Origin of the sequence: Mycetohabitans endofungorum (assembly GCF_002927045.1) — a bacterium.
Lineage (GTDB): Bacteria > Pseudomonadota > Gammaproteobacteria > Burkholderiales > Burkholderiaceae > Mycetohabitans > Mycetohabitans endofungorum.
Genome location: NZ_PRDW01000003.1, coordinates 264590 through 282662 on the forward strand (window position 1 = coordinate 264590; position 18073 = coordinate 282662).

The window sequence follows — 18073 nt, forward strand, 5'->3', positions numbered from 1 at the left end:
GAACGTCCGGAAAAGGCGGTGAGTGGCACGGAACATCGGCAGCCGACCGCGAATGCATCGCGTGCAGCCAGCATCGCGCGTTTCAGGTATTGTAGGACGATCGAATCGTCATCCCTTCATTGTTCCCATGCACCTGTATACCGAGTCGCATGTTGCCAGCGCGCCCGGCACAGACGCCGGCCCTGGTACCAGTGTCAATATTATCGGCACTGGCACTGGCTCTGGCCTCGACAGTACCCACCCTGACGCCAACACCGATGCAGGCTCGACTCCCCGCACCCGGGTCGACATCGACACCGATACCGGAAAATCCGGCTTGCTGGAGCGATCCGTACTGCGCACGGCAGCCGGCGAGCGGCGGGTAGAGCACGATGTCGTCGCCGACGAAGTACCGGTGGCGCTGGTATTTAACGGGATCTCGCACGCTGTGATGATGTGCACGCCGCGGGACCTGGATTTGTTCGCGGTCGGCTTTGCGCTGACTGAGGGAATCGTAGCGTCAGGCAGCGAAATCCATGACATTGAGGTGCTGATGCACGACGAGGGCTATGCGCAGGTGCAGCTCACGCTGGTGCAGCATGCGTTCGCGTCGCTGAAGGACAGGCGCCGCGCCCTGGCCGGACGGACCGGTTGCGGCGTGTGCGGCATCGAGAGCGTGCAATTGCTCGATCTGGAGCCGGAGCGTGTCGAGCATACCGGTTTCCTGCAGCGTCTGGCCGCGGATGCGCTCGCGCGAGCGGTGCGGGAATTGCCGACGCACCAGCCGCTAATGCAGGCATGCGGCGGCGTGCACGCAGCCGCATGGTGTAATGCCCACGGCAAGATCCGCTATGCGTTCGAGGACGTCGGTAGGCACAATGCGCTGGACAAGCTGATCGGACAACTCATGCTCGCGCGCGAGGACATGCGCGACGGCTTTGTGTTCCTGTCGAGTCGAGCCAGCTATGAACTGGTGCGCAAATGCGCGCGCATAAGCGTGCCGATGATGGCGACGATCTCCGCACCGACCTCGCTCGCCGTGTCGATCGCGGCCAAAGCCGGCATCCGACTAGTCAGTTTTTGTCGCGAATCCGGCTACGTCGAGTACAGCGCGCCGGCACTGCTCGCAAAATGAGCACAGCCGGCGGCGAGCCGTGGCAGCGCCGTGCGACATCGCAGCCCGTCGTCCAGTATTCGTCCCGCGTGGCAGTCACTCGAATGGCGCGAAGTCTGGCTTGCGCTTCTGCAGGAACGCGCTCATCGCTTCACGCGCCTGCGGTGAGCGTAGCATCCGGGCAAATTGCGCCGCCTCCTCGGCAATGCGTTGCGCGACCTGCACCTGCGCGTCCTGCTTGAGCAACATCTTGGTTACGCGCAGCGACGACGCGGGCAGCGCCACGAGCTTCGCCGCCTGCGCCAGCGCGAATTCGTGCAACTGCGCGAGCGGCAACACCCGGCTCACGATGCCGATCGCTTGAGCTTCATGCGCATCGAACGGCTCGCCGAGCAGCAGCGTCTGCGCGGCGCGCTGGTAGCCGGCCAGCCGCGGCAGCAACAGGCTCGACGCCGCCTCGGGGCACAGTCCGAGTTGCGTGAACGGCAGCGAGAAGCGCGCATCGTCGGCCGCATAGACTAGGTCGCAATGCAGCAGCAGCGTTGTGCCGATGCCGACCGCCGGGCCCGACACCGCGGCGACGATCGGCTTGGCCGCCGTACTGATCTGCTGCAGGAACTGGAGCACCGGGGCATCCGGCTCGGACGGCGGCCGCTGCATGAAGTCCTCTAGGTCATTGCCTGCGCAAAACACCCCGTCATGGCCGCGAATCAGGATCGCGCGCACCGACGCATCGTCGCGAGCCTGCGCGAGCGCGTCGGCCATCGACTGGTACATCGCGGCAGTCATCGCATTTTTCTTGTCCGGCCGATTCAACTGGAGGGTCAGCACGCCGCGCGCGCGTTCAATTACGAGATCCATCGTTCGATGTCTCCTCGGTTGACTGATCGCACGTGGCACGCGGGTAGGGCGACCCGGCATGAGCCGTCGCGTGAGCGGCGAATAAAAACGGCTCGCACAACGCTGCCCGCAAGCCATCGAGCCTCGAGCCGTCGAGCCAAGTATGCGCCCCGACGCATCGGCGCGTTATACCCGTTCGAGGATACCGGCGGCACCCATGCCGGTACCGACGCACATCGTCACCATGCCGTACTTCTGCTTGCGACGACGCAGCCCGTGCACGACCGTGGCGGCGCGAATCGCTCCCGTGGCGCCCAGCGGGTGGCCCAACGCGATCGCGCCGCCCAGCGGGTTCACCTTGGTCTGGTCAAGCCCCAGATCACCGATCACCGCCAGCGCCTGTGCGGCAAACGCCTCGTTTAATTCAATCCAGTCGATGTCCTGCAGCGCCAGGCCAGCGGCCTTCAGCGCGGCCGGAATGGCTTCCTTCGGGCCGATGCCCATGATCTCCGGCGGCACGCCGCGCACCGCAAAGCTCACGAAGCGCGCCAGCGGTGTGAGGTTGAACTGCTTGAGGATCTTCTCCGACACCACGATCAGCGCACCGGCGCCATCCGAGGTCTGCGAGCTGTTGCCGGCCGTCACCGTACCTTTGTTCGCGAACATGGTCTTGAGCTTACCGAGCCCTTCCAGCGTCGTGTCGGCACGGGGCCCCTCGTCCAGCGCGATCTCACGCGAATTCACAACGACCTGGCCGCTCGCCAGATCCGGCACGCGGTCCGTCACCGTGTACGGCGCGATCTCGTCGGCGAATTCGCCCGCCTGCTGAGCGGCCAACGCCTTGTGGTGCGAACGCAGCGAAAACTCGTCCTGCGCCTCGCGCGACACGTTCCAGCGCTGCGCCACGCGCTCGGCGGTCAGCCCCATCCCATAGGCAATGCCGATATTCTCTTCGGCGTCGAAGATATGCGGCGACAACGAAGGCTTGTTGCCCATCATCGGCACCATGCTCATCGACTCGCAGCCGCCGGCGAGCATCACATCCGCTTCGCCGACACGGATGCGGTCGGCCGCCATCGCCAACGCGGTCACGCCGGACGCGCAAAAGCGGTTCACCGTGACACCGCCGACGCTGGGCGGCAGGCCTGCCAGCAGCGCGCCGATACGCGCAACGTTCAGGCCCTGCTCCGCCTCCGGGATCGCACAGCCAACGATGGCATCCTCAATCAGCTTCGTATCGAGCGCCGGCGCCTGCGCGAGGGCCGAGCGGATCGCGTGAGTCAGCAACTCGTCAGGGCGCGTATTGCGCAAAGCACCGCGCGGCGCCTTGCCGATCGGCGTGCGGCTGGCCGCGACGATGTAGGCATCTTGCACTTGTTTGCTCATCTTCAGACTCCTTGTCGGGCCGCGTTAATTGCGCACCGGCTTGCCGGTCTGCAGCATGCCCATGATCCGTTCCTGCGTCTTCTGCGTGCCGAGCAGCGCAACGAACGCCCGGCGCTCGAGCGCGAGCAGCCACGCCTCATCAACGGTACTGCCCGCTTCGACGTCCCCACCGCAGATCGTCTCGGCGATGCGGCTGGCAATCAGGAAATCGTGTTCGCTGATAAAGCGCCCGTCGCGCATGTTGACCAACGACGCCTTGATGGTTGAAATCGCTGAACGTCCCGCCACCGGGATCGCGTTGGCCGGCAACGGCGGGCGATAGCCGGCCGCCGCCAGCGCGCGCGCTTCGTTCTTTGCGGTGTCGAGCAATTCGTGCACGTTAAAGACAATCGTGTCCGACGGCTTCAGATAACCGAGCGAGCGCGCCTCGTGCGCGGACGATGACACCTTCGCCATCGCCGCCGCCTCGAAGGGCTTTTGCAGAAACTGCAGCAGATTGCCCGTCGCACCCGCGTCGGCCGCGGCCTGAGCCGCGCGCAACGCCGCCTCCTTGAGCCCGCCGCCGGCCGGCACCAGCCCCACGCCGACCTCGACCAGCCCGATATAGGTCTCCACGTGAGCGACGCGCTTGGCGCTATGCAGCAGCAGTTCACAGCCGCCACCCAGCGCAATGCCCGACGCGGCCGATACCACCGGCACGTTCGCGTACTTCACGCGCAGCATGCCCTGCTGGAATTTCTGCACGAATGGCTCGATGCCCTCGGCGCCGCCCATCATGAACGCGGGCATCGCTTCCTCGAGATTGGCGCCGGCGGAGAACGGGCCGCCCGGCGCGCCGAGTTTGAGCGACGTCGGCTGCCAGATCACCAGCGCCTTGTATTGCTGTTCAGCAACGTCGATTGCCTGCGTGATTCCGTCGATCACGCTCGGCCCAATCGTATTCATCTTCGACTTGAACGATAGGATCAGCACGTCGTCCTCGCCGACCCGCTCGTCGACCCATGCACGCACCGCATCGGTCTCGAACACCGTCTTGCCATACGCGCGCGGATCGTTGCTGGCCTCGCCAACCAACGGCGCAAGGAACACCTGCTTGCGGTAGACCGGCAGCGTGCTGCGCGGCACGAACGTGCGCCGCGCCGGCGACCACGAACCCTGTGCCGTATGCACGCCGCCCTGCTCCCCGACAGGGCTCTCCAGCACCCATGCCGGCAGCGCCACGTCGGCCAATGCCTTGCCGGCACGGATGTCTTCCTGGACCCATTCGGCAACCTGCTTCCAGCCGGCGGCCTGCCACCCTTCGAACGGCCCCTCGGTCCAACCGAAGCCCCAGCGGATCGCCAGGTCGACGTCGCGCGCGTTATCGGCGATCGATTCGAGATGCACGGCAATGTAGTGGTACACATCACGAAAAATCGACCACAGAAATTGCGCCTGCGGATGCGTGGACTCGCGCAACAGCTTCAGCCGCTCGGCGGGCGCACGCTTGAGGATGCGGGCGACAAGCTCGTCGGCCTTGGCGCCACTGTCCACGTACTCGCCGGTCTTCGCGTCCAGCACCTTGATGGCCTTGCCTTCCTTCTTATAGAACCCCGCGCCACTCTTTTGTCCGAGCGCTCCTTTGGCCACCAGCGCGGCGAGCATTGGCGGCGTTTGGTAGACCGGGAAGAACGGATCACCGGCCAGGTTGTCCTGCATCGTCTTGATGACGTGCATCATCGTATCCAGGCCGACCACGTCAGCGGTGCGGAACGTGGCCGACTTTGCGCGGCCCAGCCGTGAGCCGGTCAGGTCGTCAACCTCGTCCAAACGCAGTCCGAACTTGGCTGCCTCGGTGATCACCGCGAGGATCGAGAAGATGCCGACGCGGTTCGCAATGAAGTTCGGTGTGTCCTTGGCGCGCACCACGCCCTTGCCGACTACGCTGGTGAGCACGGTCTCGAGTTGATCGAGTATCTCCGCGCGCGTATGCTCGGTCGGAATCAGCTCGACCAGATGCATGTACCGCGGTGGATTGAAAAAGTGCACGCCGCAAAAGCGCGCTTTCAGGTCATCGGAGAAGCCTTCCGAGAGCCGGGTAATCGACAGCCCCGACGTATTGGTCGCAAAGATCGCCTTCTCGCCGATATACGGGGACACCTTCTTGTACAGATCGTGCTTCCAGTCCATGCGCTCGGCGATCGCCTCGATCACCACGTCGCACTCGCGCAGCTTGTCCAGATCGTCTTCGTAGTTGGCGGCGACGATATGCGCGGCATCATCCTTCACGCCGAACGGCGCCGGCGACAGCTTTTTCAGTTGCTCAATCGCGTTGAGCGCGATGCCGTTCTTGGGCCCCTCCTTCGCGGGCAGGTCGAACAGCAACACCGGCACCTTCGCGTTGATCAGATGCGCCGCGATTTGCGCGCCCATCACGCCGGCACCTAGCACCGCTACCTTGCGAATGATCAGATTGCTCACGTGTCTCTCCAATTAGAGCCTGCTCCCATCCATTAGAACAGCGCTTCGTCGATCTCGGTCAGCGGCTTGGCTCCGGCACGCGCGGCACGGATCGTGAAGGCCGTCTCGGGCAACAGCTTCGCGAAGTAGAACCGCGCGGTCGCGAGCTTGGACCGGTAAAACGGGTCGCCGCTATCCTGCTTGTCCAGCGCCAGACGAGCCATACGTGCCCAGAAGTACGAGAACACCAAATGCCCGACCGTGCGCAGGTACGGTACCGCCGCGGCGCCGACCTCGTCCGGGTTCTGCATCGCCTTCATGCCGATTTCCATCGTCAGCTTCTGTACCTTCTCGCCGATGTCCGCCAGCGGATTGACGAACTCCTGCATATCAGGGTTGATGCCCTCGGCCTCGACAAAATCCTGCACAAGCTTGCCAAACTTCTTCAACTTCGCGCCTATGTCACCAAGCACCTTGCGCCCCAGCAGGTCCAGCGCCTGAATCGTGTTGGTGCCTTCGTAGATCATGTTGATGCGCGCATCGCGCACATATTGCTCCATGCCCCATTCAGCGATATAGCCATGGCCGCCCAACACCTGCATGGCGTTGTTGGTCGCCTCGAACGCGTTGTCGGTCAGAAACGCCTTGATGACCGGCGTGAGCAACGCAACGAGGTCGGCCGCGTCCCGGCGCACCGCCTCGACGTAGGCCTTCTGCGTCAACAACATGCGTCGCACATCCGGGTGCACGATGATCGGGTCAGCCGCCTTGTCCGGCGCCTTAGGACCGCTGAGCGAGCGCATCTGCTGCCGCTGCCTCGCGTAGGCGAGCGAGTTCTGGTACGCGACCTCGGTCAGCCCCAGGCCTTGCATGCCCACGCCAAGCCGCGCCGCATTCATCATCACGAACATCGCATTCAAGCCTTTGTTCGGCTCGCCAACCATCCAGCCCTTGGCGCCATCCAGGTTGATCACGCAGGTCGCATTGCCATGGATGCCCATCTTGTGCTCGATCGAGCCACACTTGACGCCGTTGCGCTGCCCAGGCTCGTCGTTGTCGTCGGGGATGAACTTGGGCACGATGAACAATGAAATGCCCTTGGTCCCCGCCGGGGCCTGCGGCAACCGCGCGAGCACCAGGTGGACGATGTTGTCGGCGAGGTCGTGCTCGCCGCTCGAAATGAAGATTTTCGTGCCGGTGATCGAGTATGAACCGTCGCCGTTGGGCTCGGCCCGCGTGCGCAGGATCCCAAGGTCAGTGCCGCAATGCGGCTCGGTCAGGCACATCGTGCCGGTCCACTGGCCGGATATCAGCTTCGGCAAGTACCGCTGCTGAAGCTCAGGCGTGCCGTGCGCGTGCAGGCATTCGTACGCGCCGTGCGACAGACCAGGATACATAGTCCATGCCTGGTTCGCCGAATTGAGCATCTCGTACAGCGCGTTGTTCACGAACACAGGCAAGCCCTGGCCGCCATAGGCCGGATCGCAGCCCAGCGCTGGCCAGCCGGCCTCGACATACTGTTGATACGCTTGCTTGAAGCCCTCGGGCGTGGTCACCACGCCGTCGCCGACGTACGTGCAACCCTGCTGGTCGCCAACCTGGTTCAACGGAAACAGCACCTCGGAGCAGAACTTGCCCGCCTCTTGCAGCACCGCATTGATCGTATCGGCATCCAGCTCCGCGTGCTTAGGCAGTTGCTTCAGTTCGGCTTCGACGTTCAGCAATTCGTGCAAGACGAATTGCATGTCGCGCAACGGTGCAGCGTACTGTCCCATGACTCTCTCCGTTTTGACTAAGATGCCGGCGATACGCGGGGTGATCTGCCCACGTCAGCGACCAGCGTCGCTTTGATACGACACAAAAACCTTGTCGAGCACCCGCCACGCGACCTCGACCGCATCCGGCAAGCGCAGGAAACGCGCATCGTGGTGCAGCCCGAGCGTCACGCTGTACAACTCGAACAGCATCAGCCGCGGGTCGGTGTCCGCACGCAGGTGCCCTTCATTCTTGGCTTGCGAGATGGCGCGGATCAGCGTGCCGCGCCAGGTACGGACGCTGCGCGCGAGTTCCTCGCGCACGGCGCTGGCGGCTCGATCATCGTACTCGACGGCGCCACTAATGTAGATGCAACCCGTGGTGACCTCTTGAATCCGCTTCTCCATCCATCGGCCGACCAGCGCCTTGAGGCGCGGCAACCCACGCGGCTCCCGGATCGCCGGGAAGAACACCTCCTGTTCGAAGCGCTGGTGGTATTCCCGGATCACCTCAACTTGCAAATCTTCGCGCGAACCAAAGTGCGCGAACACACCGCTCTTGCTCATCTGCATGCGCTCGGCCAGTAGACCGATCGTCAACCCCTCAAGCCCGTCCCGGCTCGCCAGATCCAACGCAGCATCCAAGATCGCCGCACGGGTTTGTTCGCCTTTTCGCATAGCCATTTTTACTGTCCGTTCATTGCCCCACAAAATAGAACGGCCGTACTATTATTATGGGCGGCCGCTCGCGGAAACAAGCTATTTATTAGAAACGAGTTTCTAACAAGCACGACCGTGCTGTACAGCACGATGACCGGTCACCAACGTAATGATGTCATCCGATGCCCGTGCTCCGGTCCCGCGCGTTTGGGATGCTGCGTGGTGGCGCACCGTCGAACCTGCATGTGCGCCATTTCAAGTGATTTTGCGAACCGGATCAAGAATGGATTGCGTCGTCAATCGTAGCTGCCGATGGTGAGCAGCTTCATGGCGAGCCAATATCCGTTGTACGCGATCCAGTTCGCCACCCGCACCAGCCACGGCCGCGATGCGTAACGCTGCGGGTCGATGGAGCGCGATTGCTCCACAGCCTCGAGGATTGCCGCGCGTATGCCGGCCACCTCGGGATGCCGGAACAACACTAGGTTTGCTTCATGGTTGAGCACCAGCGACAGCGCATCAAGGTTGGATGATCCGATCGTGCCCCAAACACCGTCGACCACTGCGACCTTGCCATGCAGCATCGTACGGTCATATTCGGCAATCCGGATACCCACGCGCAGCAACGACTGATAGAGAAACGGCACCGCGTAGTCGAGCGCGACAAATTCGTTGCGTCCAATCACCAGTGACACCCGCACGCCACGGCGTGCTGCGCGGATCAACTCGCGGCGCATCCGGCGGTCGGGCACGAAGTACGGGTTGGCCACCAGGATCTCATCACGCGCCTGCCGAATCGCCAGCCGATAGGCGCGTTCGATCGCGCGCCGATTATTGACGTTATCGCGCGCGACGAACGCGACCTGCGGTACGTCCGCCGGCGTGCCGAGCGCCCCGAGCGCGCGGCGGCGCGCCCGGGCGGTACGCGGCGTTGCATCGCCGGGATGGTCGCGGCCGGCGGCGGCTGGGCGGCGGGCCACCGTGGCATCGGTTGCCGGGGTGCTGTCCGGCCCGTGCGCCGGACGTTCGCCCGGCACCGCCGGCGGCGGGGGGATCCGGGCTTGGTAGATACGTCGCCATTGCAGGTCGAACGCTTCGACCAAATCCACGACGGCGGGACCGATCACCTCGGCCGAATAGTCCCATCGGGCAGACGGCAACGGGCGGCCCGCCTCCAGCCGGTCGTCTACGACGTTGTGTCCGCCGCAAAAACCATAGCGCCGATCGACGGCAGCCAGCTTGCGATGAGTGCGTGAAAATCCGAAGCGGACACTGAAGATGCCCGGATTGTAGATACGGTGTTCGATGCCGGCATCGCGCCATGCACGTAACAATTCGCTGCGCGGGGTGCCGATGCCGTCGGTGATCACCCGCACGCGCACGCCTCTCGCGGCGGCACGCGCCAGCGCCGCGCTGACGCGCGCGCCGCATGGATCGTCGCGGAAAATATACGTCTCGAGCGCGACCTCGTGTTCGGCCGCGTCAATTCGCTCAATCAACGCATCGAACAGCGCGGTGCCAGATCCAAAGATCCGCACGTCATTGCCGGCGGTAAAGCGCAACCGAGGCTTACGATGGCCGCCCAACATCGTCTGTCGAAGCTGAACCAGACGCTCGAGAGTGGCCACCATTGCCGCGCTCCGTTCAACTGGCAGCGAGTCGCCCTGGCAACTGCAGGATTGCATCGCGATTCGATGCTGAAAAACAGCGCGCCGCGGCGTCCCGATAGGGCAGCCACGCGTACGCGACGTGCTCGCGCGGCGCCAGCGTGATATCGATGGATTGTGGCACGCAGAGGCTAAACCAGTGCTCAATATTGCGCTTCACGCCGGGCGCATAGCGATGGCGCCATTGCGGGTAGATCTCGTACTCGATCGCATGGCGCCAATCGCGCAGCGCGTCGGCCGGCACCTGCGCCGTGCCGACCGTGATGCCAGTCTCCTCGAACACTTCGCGTGCCGCGGTCAGCGCCAGCGGCTCGTCGGGCGTGTCCTTCGAGCCGGTCACCGATTGCCAGAAACCGGGGTGATCGGCGCGTTCGATGACCAGCACGTCCAGCGTGGCGGTGTGAATCACCACCAACACCGACTCCGGGATCTTGAACGGCCGGGACATCCGGCAACCTGCGCCGCGCGCCGTACTACGCGTTGGCCGGTTCGGCGTTGCGCAACCGGATATGCAGGTCACGCAACTGACGCTCATCCACCTCGCTTGGCGCTTGCGTGAGCAGGCACTGCGCACGCTGGGTCTTCGGGAACGCGATCACGTCGCGAATCGAATCCGCGCCGGCCATCATCGTGACGATCCGGTCCAGGCCGAAAGCAATACCACCGTGTGGCGGCGCGCCATATTGCAACGCGTCGAGCAAGAAACCAAACTTCGCACGCGCTTCCTCCGGACCGATCTTCAGCGCGCGGAACACCTGGCTTTGCACGTCTTCTCGATGGATCCGCACCGAACCGCCGCCAATTTCCCAGCCGTTGAGCACCATGTCGTACGCCTTTGCCAGGCAACGGCCCGGATCGACCTCCAAATATTCGAGGTGTTCGTCCTTCGGGCTGGTGAACGGGTGATGCGCGGCAACCCATCGATCGTCCTCGTCATCGTACTCGAACATCGGGAAATCGATGATCCACAGCGGCTTCCAACCTTCCTCGAACAGCCCGCCACTGCGACCGAACTCTGAGTAGCCGATTTTCAACCGCAGCGCGCCGAGGCTGTCGTTGACCACCTTGGCACGGTCCGCACCGAAGAAAATGATGTCGCCGTCCTGCGCGCCGGTGCGCTCGAGGATCGCCGCAATGCACGCATCGTGCAGGTTCTTGACGATTGGGCTTTGCAAGCCGTCGCGCCCCTTGGCCACCTCGTTGACCTTGATCCACGCGAGACCCTTCGCGCCATAGATACGCACGAAGTCCGTATAGCCGTCGATATCGCCACGCGTCAACTCCGCTCCGTTGGGCACGCGCAGCGCGGCCACGCGGCCGTCCTTCGTGTTCGCCGGCGTGCTGAACACCTTGAAGTCGACATCCTTCATCACGTCGGTCAACTCGGTAAATTCTAGCGTCACGCGCAAATCGGGCTTGTCCGAGCCGAAGCGGCGCATCGCTTCCGCGTACTGCATGACCGGGAATGGATCGGCAAGCTGGACGTCGATCGTCGTCTTGAACACATGACGAATCATCGCCTCGAACAGGTCGCGGATCTCTTGCTCGTTCAGGAACGACGTTTCACAGTCGATCTGCGTGAACTCCGGCTGTCGGTCCGCACGCAGGTCTTCGTCGCGGAAGCACTTGGTGATTTGATAATAGCGGTCGAAGTTGGCCACCATCAGCAGCTGCTTGAACAACTGCGGCGACTGCGGCAATGCGAAGAACATCCCTGCGTTCACGCGCGACGGCACCAGGTAGTCGCGTGCGCCTTCCGGCGTACTCTTCGTGAGCATCGGCGTCTCGATGTCGATGAACCCCTGCTCGTCCAGGTACTTGCGCGACTCCATCGCGACACGATAGCGCAGGCGCAGGTTGTGCTGCATCTGCGGCCGGCGCAGGTCCAGCACGCGATGCGTCAGACGCGTGGTCTCCGACAGGTTCTCATCGTCTAGTTGGAACGGCGGCGTCACCGATGCGTTGAGCACCGTTAGCTCGTGGCACAACACCTCGATCCGGCCACTGGTCAGGTTCGCGTTGAGGGTACCTTCCGGGCGCGCCCGCACGATGCCGACCACACGCACACAGAACTCATGCCGCACCCCTTCGGCGGTCTTGAACATGTCCGGCCGGTCCGGGTCGCACACCACTTGCACCAATCCCTCGCAGTCGCGCAGGTCGATGAAGATGACGCCGCCATGGTCGCGGCGCCGATGCACCCAGCCACACAGCGACACCGATTGGCCCAGTAGTTTTTCAGTCACCAGACCACAATATTCAGATCTCATCGACATGATGTTCGTCTTTCGTTCGTAAAGATGGGCGCCGGCGGCGCGACCGGCATCATGCCGGCGCGCGGGCTGCGCCCGCAATAATCAGAGCAGCGGCTCGACGGGACGGCGCGGCGGCGCGACGGCCGGCACCGGCGACGCGACCGGGGCCACCACGCCCATTGACACGATGTACTTCAGCGCGGCGTCCACCGTCATGTCCAGCTCCACCACTTCGTTTCTCGGCACCATGAGGAAAAAGCCCGACGTGGGGTTTGGCGTGGTCGGCACATAGACGCTGACATGATCGCCGTTCAAGTGGTTGGCGACGTCGCCGCCCGGGACCCCGGTCAGAAAACCAATCGTGTACGAGCCCTTGCGCGGATATTCGATCAGCAACGCCTTGCGGAACGCATTGCCACTGGACGACAACAGCGTGTCGGATACCTGCTTGACACTCGTGTACAACGGACCAACGACGGGAATATGGGCCAGCAGCTTTTCCCACCAGTTGACGAGCGTCTGCCCGATCAGGTTCTGAGTCAAGAGGCCGACCACGAAAACGAACGCAAGCGTCAGCACCGCGCCCAGGCCGGGCAGGCGAAAGCCGAACACGCGCTCCGGCTGCCACGCCTCGGGCAGCAATAGCAGCGTCTGGTCCATTGTGCCGATGATCAGCCCCAGCACCCACAGGGTGATCGCCAGCGGCACGAGCACCAACAGCCCGGTCAGGAATACGTTCTTCAGCGTCTTCTTGGTCGTCTTGATTTTCATAGATCGATGCTCAGGCAGACGTGCCCGCGTTGGACGACGGCGCCGCGCTGCCTGCCGCAGCCGGCGCGGTAGACGCACCGGCGCTGGCCGCGCCGTCCGCGCTACCGCTGCCCGCCTCCTTCGCGACGGGCGCTGCCTTCGCGTCGCCTTCCCCGCCACCGGACTTGTTATTGCCGCCCGGGTTACCGCCACGGAAATCGGTCACGTACCAGCCGGAGCCCTTCAACTGGAATCCCGCCGCAGTGACCTGCTTGCGGAACGTGTCGCGGCCGCACTCGAGACACTGGCTCAGCGGTGCATCGCTGAGTTTTTGCAACACGTCTTTCTCAAAGCCGCAGGACTCGCAACGATATGCATAGATCGGCATCGCCCCATCACCCCTAAAGAATCTCGCAAAGCCTTGAATTATAGCCGGAAAGCCCGCCATCGCGGCACGAGCCGCCGTTCGATGAGTTCATCGGGGACCTCCGATACACGACTCGATACCGCCCAGGGACACCAGCCCGAAGTGGGCCAGCAACGCGCCGGCGCCGACCGCCACCCCGAATACCAGCAGCCCTTGTAGCAAACGGTTGGTCCGTTGCTGCTCAGTCAGTATCCACCGCATCAAATCCTCGGTCGCACGCGGCGGCTGATCGTGATGCCGGGACAACACATGATGGATCAGGCGCGGCACTTGTGGCAGCGTCTTGCTCCATTGCGGCGATTCGATTTTCAGCCGTTCCACCCAACCGCGCCAGCCGATCTGATCGTTCATCCAACGCTCAAGATACGGCTTGGCCGTCTTCCACAGATCGAGTTCCGGGTCAAGCGCGCGGCCCAGGCCCTCGACGTTGAGCATCGTCTTTTGCAGCAGGACCAATTGCGGCTGGATCTCGACGTTGAAGCGCCGCGACGTCGAGAACAGTCGCATCAGCACCTGGCCGAGCGAAATGTCCTTTAACGCGCGGTCGAAGTACGGCTCGCACACCGCGCGGATCGCGCTCTCCAGTTCCTCGACCCGCGTGTGCGGAGGCACCCACCCGGATTCCAGGTGCAACGTCGCGACCCGATGGTAGTCGCGTTTGAAAAACGCAAGGAAATTCTGCGCCAGATAGTTCTTGTCGAAATCCGACAGCGCGCCGATGATCCCGAAGTCCAGCGCAATATAACGGCCGAAATGGTCCGGGTCCAAGCTCACCTGGATGTTGCCGGGGTGCATGTCCGCATGGAAGAACCCGTCGCGAAACACCTGTGTGAAGAAGATCTCCACGCCTTGCCGCGCAAGCTTCGGGATGTCGACGCCGGCCGAGCGCAGCGTGTCTACCTGGCTGATCGGCACACCAATCATCCGCTCCATCACGATCACCGTTGACGTGCAATACTCCCAGTACATCTCCGGCACCAGCAGCAGATCCAGTGCAGCAAAGTTGCGGCGCAGCTGGCTCGCGTTCGCCGCCTCGCGCATCAGATCCAACTCGTCGTGCAGGTACTTGTCGAACTCCGCCACCACCTCGCGGGGCCGCAGCCGCTTGCCGTCGGCCCACAGCCGCTCGGTCCAGCGCGCGATGTCGCGCAATAGCGCAAGATCGGAGTCGATTACCGGTAGCATGCCGGGGCGCAGCACCTTGATTGCCACGGGCTTGCCAGCGTGCGTGCCGCTCTTTAGGCGCGCGAAGTGCACCTGCGCGATCGAAGCGCTGGCCACCGGCACCCGTTCGAACTCGTCGAACAGCACATCGACCGGCTTGCCCAGCGACTTCTCGATCAACGCGATCGCCACCGCAGAATTGAATGGCGGGACCTGATCCTGCAGCTTCGCCAGCTCGGTTGCGATATCCACCGGCAACAGGTCGCGCCGGGTGGACAGGACCTGACCGAACTTCACGAAGATCGGCCCGAGACTTTCCAACGCCAGGCGCAACCGCTGCGCGCGCGGAATCCGGATCGGACGGCCGAACGTCATCACGCGCACCAGCAGCTTCACGCGCCAGTCGGCAATGTGCCCCAGCATCACCTCGTCGAGTCCGAAGCGATAGACCGTAAATAGTATTTTGAAAAAGCGCAGGATTCTCATGGGCGGCCGGATCAGTGCAGGTCGTCGGCCGAACGGGAGCGTGCTCCCGTGGATAACGCGGCGCCGCCCGGGCGTGTCGCAACGCCGCGTTCGGCGCGCTCGATGCGCTTCTCGATCCGAGCAAGCGTGTCGCGCGCGCGCGCGAGTTCATCGCCGAATTGCTCGAATTGTGCGCGGCGGACCAGTTGCGGATTCTCGTCCAGCAGGTATTCGGTCAGCGAACCGACTAAGCCCCCTGCGGCACGGCGCGCGTAGGCCGAGACGGCCCGCGCCACCGACGCAATGCGGTGCGCAGGCACGTCGCCGACCAGACGTGCGAGATCCTCCTCGGCATCCCAGCGCAAATGCTCCGCGAGCTTCGCGATCGTCGCCGCGAATTCCGCGTCACCCTCGATCCGCACGTGCTTGAGGATCGCCGCCTGCCCACCGGCAGCGAACGCAGACAACGCCGACGGCGGCACCGTAATCGTTACGTCGACCGTCGGGGACATGGGCGCGTGCGACGCCGACGCGTCGTCCTGCGCCGCGTGCGGCGCCTCGGCCCGCACGTCGCGCGACCCGCCGGACGCGGCCGGTGCCGGCGCAGTGGCGCCGGCGGGCGGGCGCTGCAGCACAGCGACCGTGCCATCGCCCTGCACGGCCAACTCGAGCATGGCCGGAGACAACACCAGCCGTGCGGTTTTCCCCGCGTACGGCAGCATGCGCTCGCGCGCCCACGCTTCGCGGATCAGTAAATGGTTGACGACGGCAACGAAAGACTTGGCGGCAGTGGTCATCGGGGCAGAAAGAAAGCCCGCGCAAGCGGCGCTCGCGCGGGCTGTTATTGTAACGTCCGTTGCGGCGCTTGCCTGCGCCGCCCGATTCCGTGCAGCCGGATCGTCAGGACAGTTGCTGGATGCCAGCCAGCACCCAGCCTTCACCGCTGCGCGCGTTGCGGCTCAAGTTCCACATTTCGGCGAATGGCTCGGCCGCGGCACCCTGGGCCTCGCGCAGCAGACCATGGAAGCGCACCGACGCCACGTACTCGTTACCACCCCGGTCCTCGACGCCAACCAGATCGGCGTTCAACTGCACCACGTCGGTGCGGTTTTCACCGTGGCGCGAATCGAGATCCAGCTTAATCTCGGCAAACATTTCGGGCGTCGTGAACTCGCGGATGTCGTCGAGATTGCCGGCGTCCCAGGCCGCCTGCAGCCGCACGAACGCCACCTTTGCCTGGCGCATGAATGCGTCGACGTCGAAGCCAGCTGGCACCGCGGGGACGTCAAGCACACTGGGATCCGCGGCAACGCGGGCCTGGCCATCGGGCACGCCGCCCGCTTGGCCAATACCACCCGCTGCGGGCACCTGCGCCGGCGCGTCATATTGCCGCAGTGACCCACTGGAAGGCGGCTCGAAGCCACCGTGCGCATAAGCGGCAGCAGGCCGCGCGTTGCGATTTGCGAACTTGCGGAACAGCCACAACCCAGCGAGCGCAACCAGGGCAATCAGGATCACGTTGCTCAGTACGCTGGCCAACGCGCCGCCGAGTCCAAAATGCGACAACAACGCCGCCAGCCCAAAGCCGGCGGCCAATCCCGCGAGTGGCCCCATCCAATTACGCTTGGGCTGGGCCGCCGCAGGCGGCGGGGTTTGCCCGCGGGCCGCCTGCGCGCCCTGTGCGGGCTGGGACGGCGTGCCCTGCCGCGGCGCGTTCGGTTGTGCGGGCGGCGTCGCCTGCCGCGTAATCTGTGATTGCTTGCCGAACGAGCGGCCGCCGCCCATGCGCTTTGCGTCGGCATCGAATGCGCTGAATGAGCCGATGGCCAACAAGCCGGCTGCCGCAATCGCGCCGAACCGGCGGCTGATGCGTGCGCTCAGGCGCGGTGCGCCGGTAGCCGGCAAATGGGATGAATGACTGGAAAAACGGGACTGGGCCGACATCTGATCTCCTGGACGGTCGCTAGTATTTGGTGGCGACATGCAGTGCAACAACGCCACCTGACAGATTGTAATATTTGACGGCGTCCAGTCCAGCTTGTTCCATCATTGTTTTTAGTGTGTCCTGATCCGGGTGCAGCCGAATCGACTCGGCCAGGTACCGATAACTGTCGGGATCGCGCGCCACTTTCTCGCCGAGCCACGGCAGCACCTTAAATGAATACACATCGTAGAACTTCTTCAGCGGTTGCCACACTTTGGAGAACTCCAGCACCAACAGCCGGCCGCCAGGCTTGAGCACGCGGCGCATCTCGGTGAGCGCGGCCTCCTTGCGGGTCATGTTGCGCAGACCGAACGCGACACTCACCACATCGAAGTAATGGTCGGGAAACGGAATTTTTTCCGCGTCGCACAATAGCGTCGGCGTGACGATGCCCTGATCGAGCAGGCGGTCGCGCCCCACGCGCAGCATCGACTCGTTGATGTCGGTATGCCATACCTGTCCGGACGGTCCGGCTTGCCGGGCAAACGCCTTGGCCAAGTCGCCCGTGCCGCCAGCCAGATCCAGCACGCTGTAGCCGGGACGCACCCCGGCCTGGGCGATGGCGAAGGCCTTCCACATGCGGTGCAGTCCGCCCGACATCAGGTCGTTCATCACGTCATAGCGTGAGGCCACGGAATGGAACACTCCGGCGACCTTATGCGCCTTCTCGCTCTCATCGACGGTCTGATAACCGAAATGGGTCTTCGTCATGGCGGCGGTTCCTTGCGTGAAAGAGCGCGGCATGCGCCGCGGTAATACGTGTAGGGATGTCAGTGGCGGTGGCCGTCGCGCGTGCGCGCCGCCTCGCCCATCGGCGCGTCACGGTCCACGCCGACGTCCGCCAGCTTGTCGAGATAGGCTTGCCAGTATTCGGCTTGCCGGGTCGCGAGATCGTACAACAGATCCCATGAATAGATGCCGGAATTGTGTCCGTCGGAAAACGTCGGCTGCAACGCGTAGTGGCCGACTGGCTCGATTGACACGATCGTCACGTCGCGCTTGCCGGTCTGCAGCGTTTCCTGGCCCGGGCCGTGCCCGCGCACCTCAGCCGACGGGGACCACACCCGCAGGTACTCGAAAGGCAGCTTGTAGCATGCACCGTCCGCATAGCGCAGTTCCAGCACGCGCGATGCCGAATGCACGACGATGCCGGTCGGCACCGGCGTATCGGGAGACAAACCTGCCATCG

At 63.9% G+C, this 18073-nt stretch carries 16 protein-coding genes; 1 reads left to right on the forward strand and 15 read right to left on the reverse strand.

Features of this window, described 5'->3' with window-relative positions; all coding sequences use genetic code 11:
* Window positions 1-127: 127 nt before the first annotated feature.
* On the forward strand, window positions 128-1114 hold the full coding sequence (gene fdhD, locus B0O95_RS04615; protein ID WP_233203112.1) for a formate dehydrogenase accessory sulfurtransferase FdhD: 987 nt from the start codon (window positions 128-130) through the stop codon (window positions 1112-1114).
* Between the two features lie 75 nt (window positions 1115-1189).
* Here the strand turns inward: fdhD and B0O95_RS04620 are convergent, their stop codons facing one another.
* The 15 genes from B0O95_RS04620 to B0O95_RS04690 form a co-directional block, all read right to left on the reverse strand.
* Window positions 1190-1954, reverse strand: coding sequence for an enoyl-CoA hydratase (locus B0O95_RS04620; RefSeq protein ID WP_104076825.1), 765 nt, complete (start codon window positions 1952-1954; stop codon window positions 1190-1192).
* A gap of 165 nt (window positions 1955-2119) precedes the next feature.
* Window positions 2120-3319, reverse strand: a complete 1200-nt coding sequence (locus B0O95_RS04625) for an acetyl-CoA C-acyltransferase (protein ID WP_104076826.1) — start codon at window positions 3317-3319, stop codon at window positions 2120-2122.
* 24 nt (window positions 3320-3343) lie between these two features.
* Window positions 3344-5779: a 3-hydroxyacyl-CoA dehydrogenase/enoyl-CoA hydratase family protein gene (locus tag B0O95_RS04630; protein ID WP_104076827.1), complete on the reverse strand. Its 2436-nt coding sequence runs from the start codon at window positions 5777-5779 to the stop codon at window positions 3344-3346.
* Between the two features lie 32 nt (window positions 5780-5811).
* Complete coding sequence (locus B0O95_RS04635; RefSeq protein ID WP_104076828.1) at window positions 5812-7533, reverse strand: acyl-CoA dehydrogenase C-terminal domain-containing protein; 1722 nt, start codon at window positions 7531-7533, stop codon at window positions 5812-5814.
* A gap of 54 nt (window positions 7534-7587) precedes the next feature.
* A complete protein-coding gene (locus tag B0O95_RS04640) occupies window positions 7588-8190 on the reverse strand; it encodes a TetR/AcrR family transcriptional regulator (RefSeq protein WP_104076829.1) in 603 nt (200 codons plus the stop codon).
* Between the two features lie 278 nt (window positions 8191-8468).
* Window positions 8469-9803, reverse strand: a complete 1335-nt coding sequence (locus tag B0O95_RS04645) for a phospholipase D-like domain-containing protein (RefSeq protein WP_104076830.1) — start codon at window positions 9801-9803, stop codon at window positions 8469-8471.
* Between the two features lie 13 nt (window positions 9804-9816).
* Window positions 9817-10287: a dihydroneopterin triphosphate diphosphatase gene (nudB, locus tag B0O95_RS04650; RefSeq protein ID WP_104076831.1), complete on the reverse strand. Its 471-nt coding sequence runs from the start codon at window positions 10285-10287 to the stop codon at window positions 9817-9819.
* A 25-nt stretch (window positions 10288-10312) separates the two neighbouring features.
* Entirely contained in the window at window positions 10313-12115 is a 1803-nt protein-coding gene (gene aspS / locus B0O95_RS04655) for an aspartate--tRNA ligase (protein WP_104076883.1), read from the reverse strand.
* 81 nt (window positions 12116-12196) lie between these two features.
* Window positions 12197-12865: a DUF502 domain-containing protein gene (locus tag B0O95_RS04660; RefSeq protein ID WP_104076832.1), complete on the reverse strand. Its 669-nt coding sequence runs from the start codon at window positions 12863-12865 to the stop codon at window positions 12197-12199.
* A gap of 10 nt (window positions 12866-12875) precedes the next feature.
* Window positions 12876-13232 carry an FmdB family zinc ribbon protein gene (locus tag B0O95_RS04665; RefSeq protein WP_104076833.1) on the reverse strand — a complete coding sequence of 119 codons (357 nt, stop codon included), beginning with the start codon at window positions 13230-13232 and terminating at the stop codon, window positions 12876-12878.
* Between the two features lie 87 nt (window positions 13233-13319).
* Window positions 13320-14921, reverse strand: a complete 1602-nt coding sequence (gene ubiB / locus B0O95_RS04670) for a ubiquinone biosynthesis regulatory protein kinase UbiB (RefSeq protein ID WP_104076834.1) — start codon at window positions 14919-14921, stop codon at window positions 13320-13322.
* An 11-nt stretch (window positions 14922-14932) separates the two neighbouring features.
* Complete coding sequence (locus B0O95_RS04675) at window positions 14933-15697, reverse strand: ubiquinone biosynthesis accessory factor UbiJ (RefSeq protein WP_104076835.1); 765 nt, start codon at window positions 15695-15697, stop codon at window positions 14933-14935.
* A 103-nt stretch (window positions 15698-15800) separates the two neighbouring features.
* Complete coding sequence (locus B0O95_RS04680) at window positions 15801-16769, reverse strand: Tim44 domain-containing protein (protein WP_199180431.1); 969 nt, start codon at window positions 16767-16769, stop codon at window positions 15801-15803.
* 94 nt (window positions 16770-16863) lie between these two features.
* Complete coding sequence (gene ubiE, locus B0O95_RS04685; protein ID WP_104076884.1) at window positions 16864-17595, reverse strand: bifunctional demethylmenaquinone methyltransferase/2-methoxy-6-polyprenyl-1,4-benzoquinol methylase UbiE; 732 nt, start codon at window positions 17593-17595, stop codon at window positions 16864-16866.
* Between the two features lie 59 nt (window positions 17596-17654).
* On the reverse strand, window positions 17655-18071 hold the full coding sequence (locus B0O95_RS04690; RefSeq protein WP_104076885.1) for a gamma-butyrobetaine hydroxylase family protein: 417 nt from the start codon (window positions 18069-18071) through the stop codon (window positions 17655-17657).
* Between the last annotated feature and the right edge of the window lie 2 nt (window positions 18072-18073).

Bases quoted from the DNA above. Each gene is read 5' to 3' on its own strand.
- fdhD (WP_233203112.1), top strand. From the start codon at position 128: ATGCACCTGTATACCGAGTCGCATGTTGCCAGCGCGCCCGGCACAGAC.
- B0O95_RS04620 (WP_104076825.1), bottom strand. From the start codon at position 1,954: ATGGATCTCGTAATTGAACGCGCGCGCGGCGTGCTGACCCTCCAGTTG.
- B0O95_RS04625 (WP_104076826.1), bottom strand. From the start codon at position 3,319: ATGAGCAAACAAGTGCAAGATGCCTACATCGTCGCGGCCAGCCGCACG.
- B0O95_RS04635 (WP_104076828.1), bottom strand. From the start codon at position 7,533: ATGGGACAGTACGCTGCACCGTTGCGCGACATGCAATTCGTCTTGCAC.
- B0O95_RS04640 (WP_104076829.1), bottom strand. From the start codon at position 8,190: ATGCGAAAAGGCGAACAAACCCGTGCGGCGATCTTGGATGCTGCGTTG.
- B0O95_RS04645 (WP_104076830.1), bottom strand. From the start codon at position 9,803: ATGGTGGCCACTCTCGAGCGTCTGGTTCAGCTTCGACAGACGATGTTG.
- nudB (WP_104076831.1), bottom strand. From the start codon at position 10,287: ATGTCCCGGCCGTTCAAGATCCCGGAGTCGGTGTTGGTGGTGATTCAC.
- aspS (WP_104076883.1), bottom strand. From the start codon at position 12,115: ATGTCGATGAGATCTGAATATTGTGGTCTGGTGACTGAAAAACTACTG.
- B0O95_RS04660 (WP_104076832.1), bottom strand. From the start codon at position 12,865: ATGAAAATCAAGACGACCAAGAAGACGCTGAAGAACGTATTCCTGACC.
- B0O95_RS04665 (WP_104076833.1), bottom strand. From the start codon at position 13,232: ATGCCGATCTATGCATATCGTTGCGAGTCCTGCGGCTTTGAGAAAGAC.
- ubiB (WP_104076834.1), bottom strand. From the start codon at position 14,921: ATGAGAATCCTGCGCTTTTTCAAAATACTATTTACGGTCTATCGCTTC.
- B0O95_RS04675 (WP_104076835.1), bottom strand. From the start codon at position 15,697: ATGACCACTGCCGCCAAGTCTTTCGTTGCCGTCGTCAACCATTTACTG.
- ubiE (WP_104076884.1), bottom strand. From the start codon at position 17,595: ATGACGAAGACCCATTTCGGTTATCAGACCGTCGATGAGAGCGAGAAG.
- B0O95_RS04690 (WP_104076885.1), bottom strand. From the start codon at position 18,071: ATGGCAGGTTTGTCTCCCGATACGCCGGTGCCGACCGGCATCGTCGTG.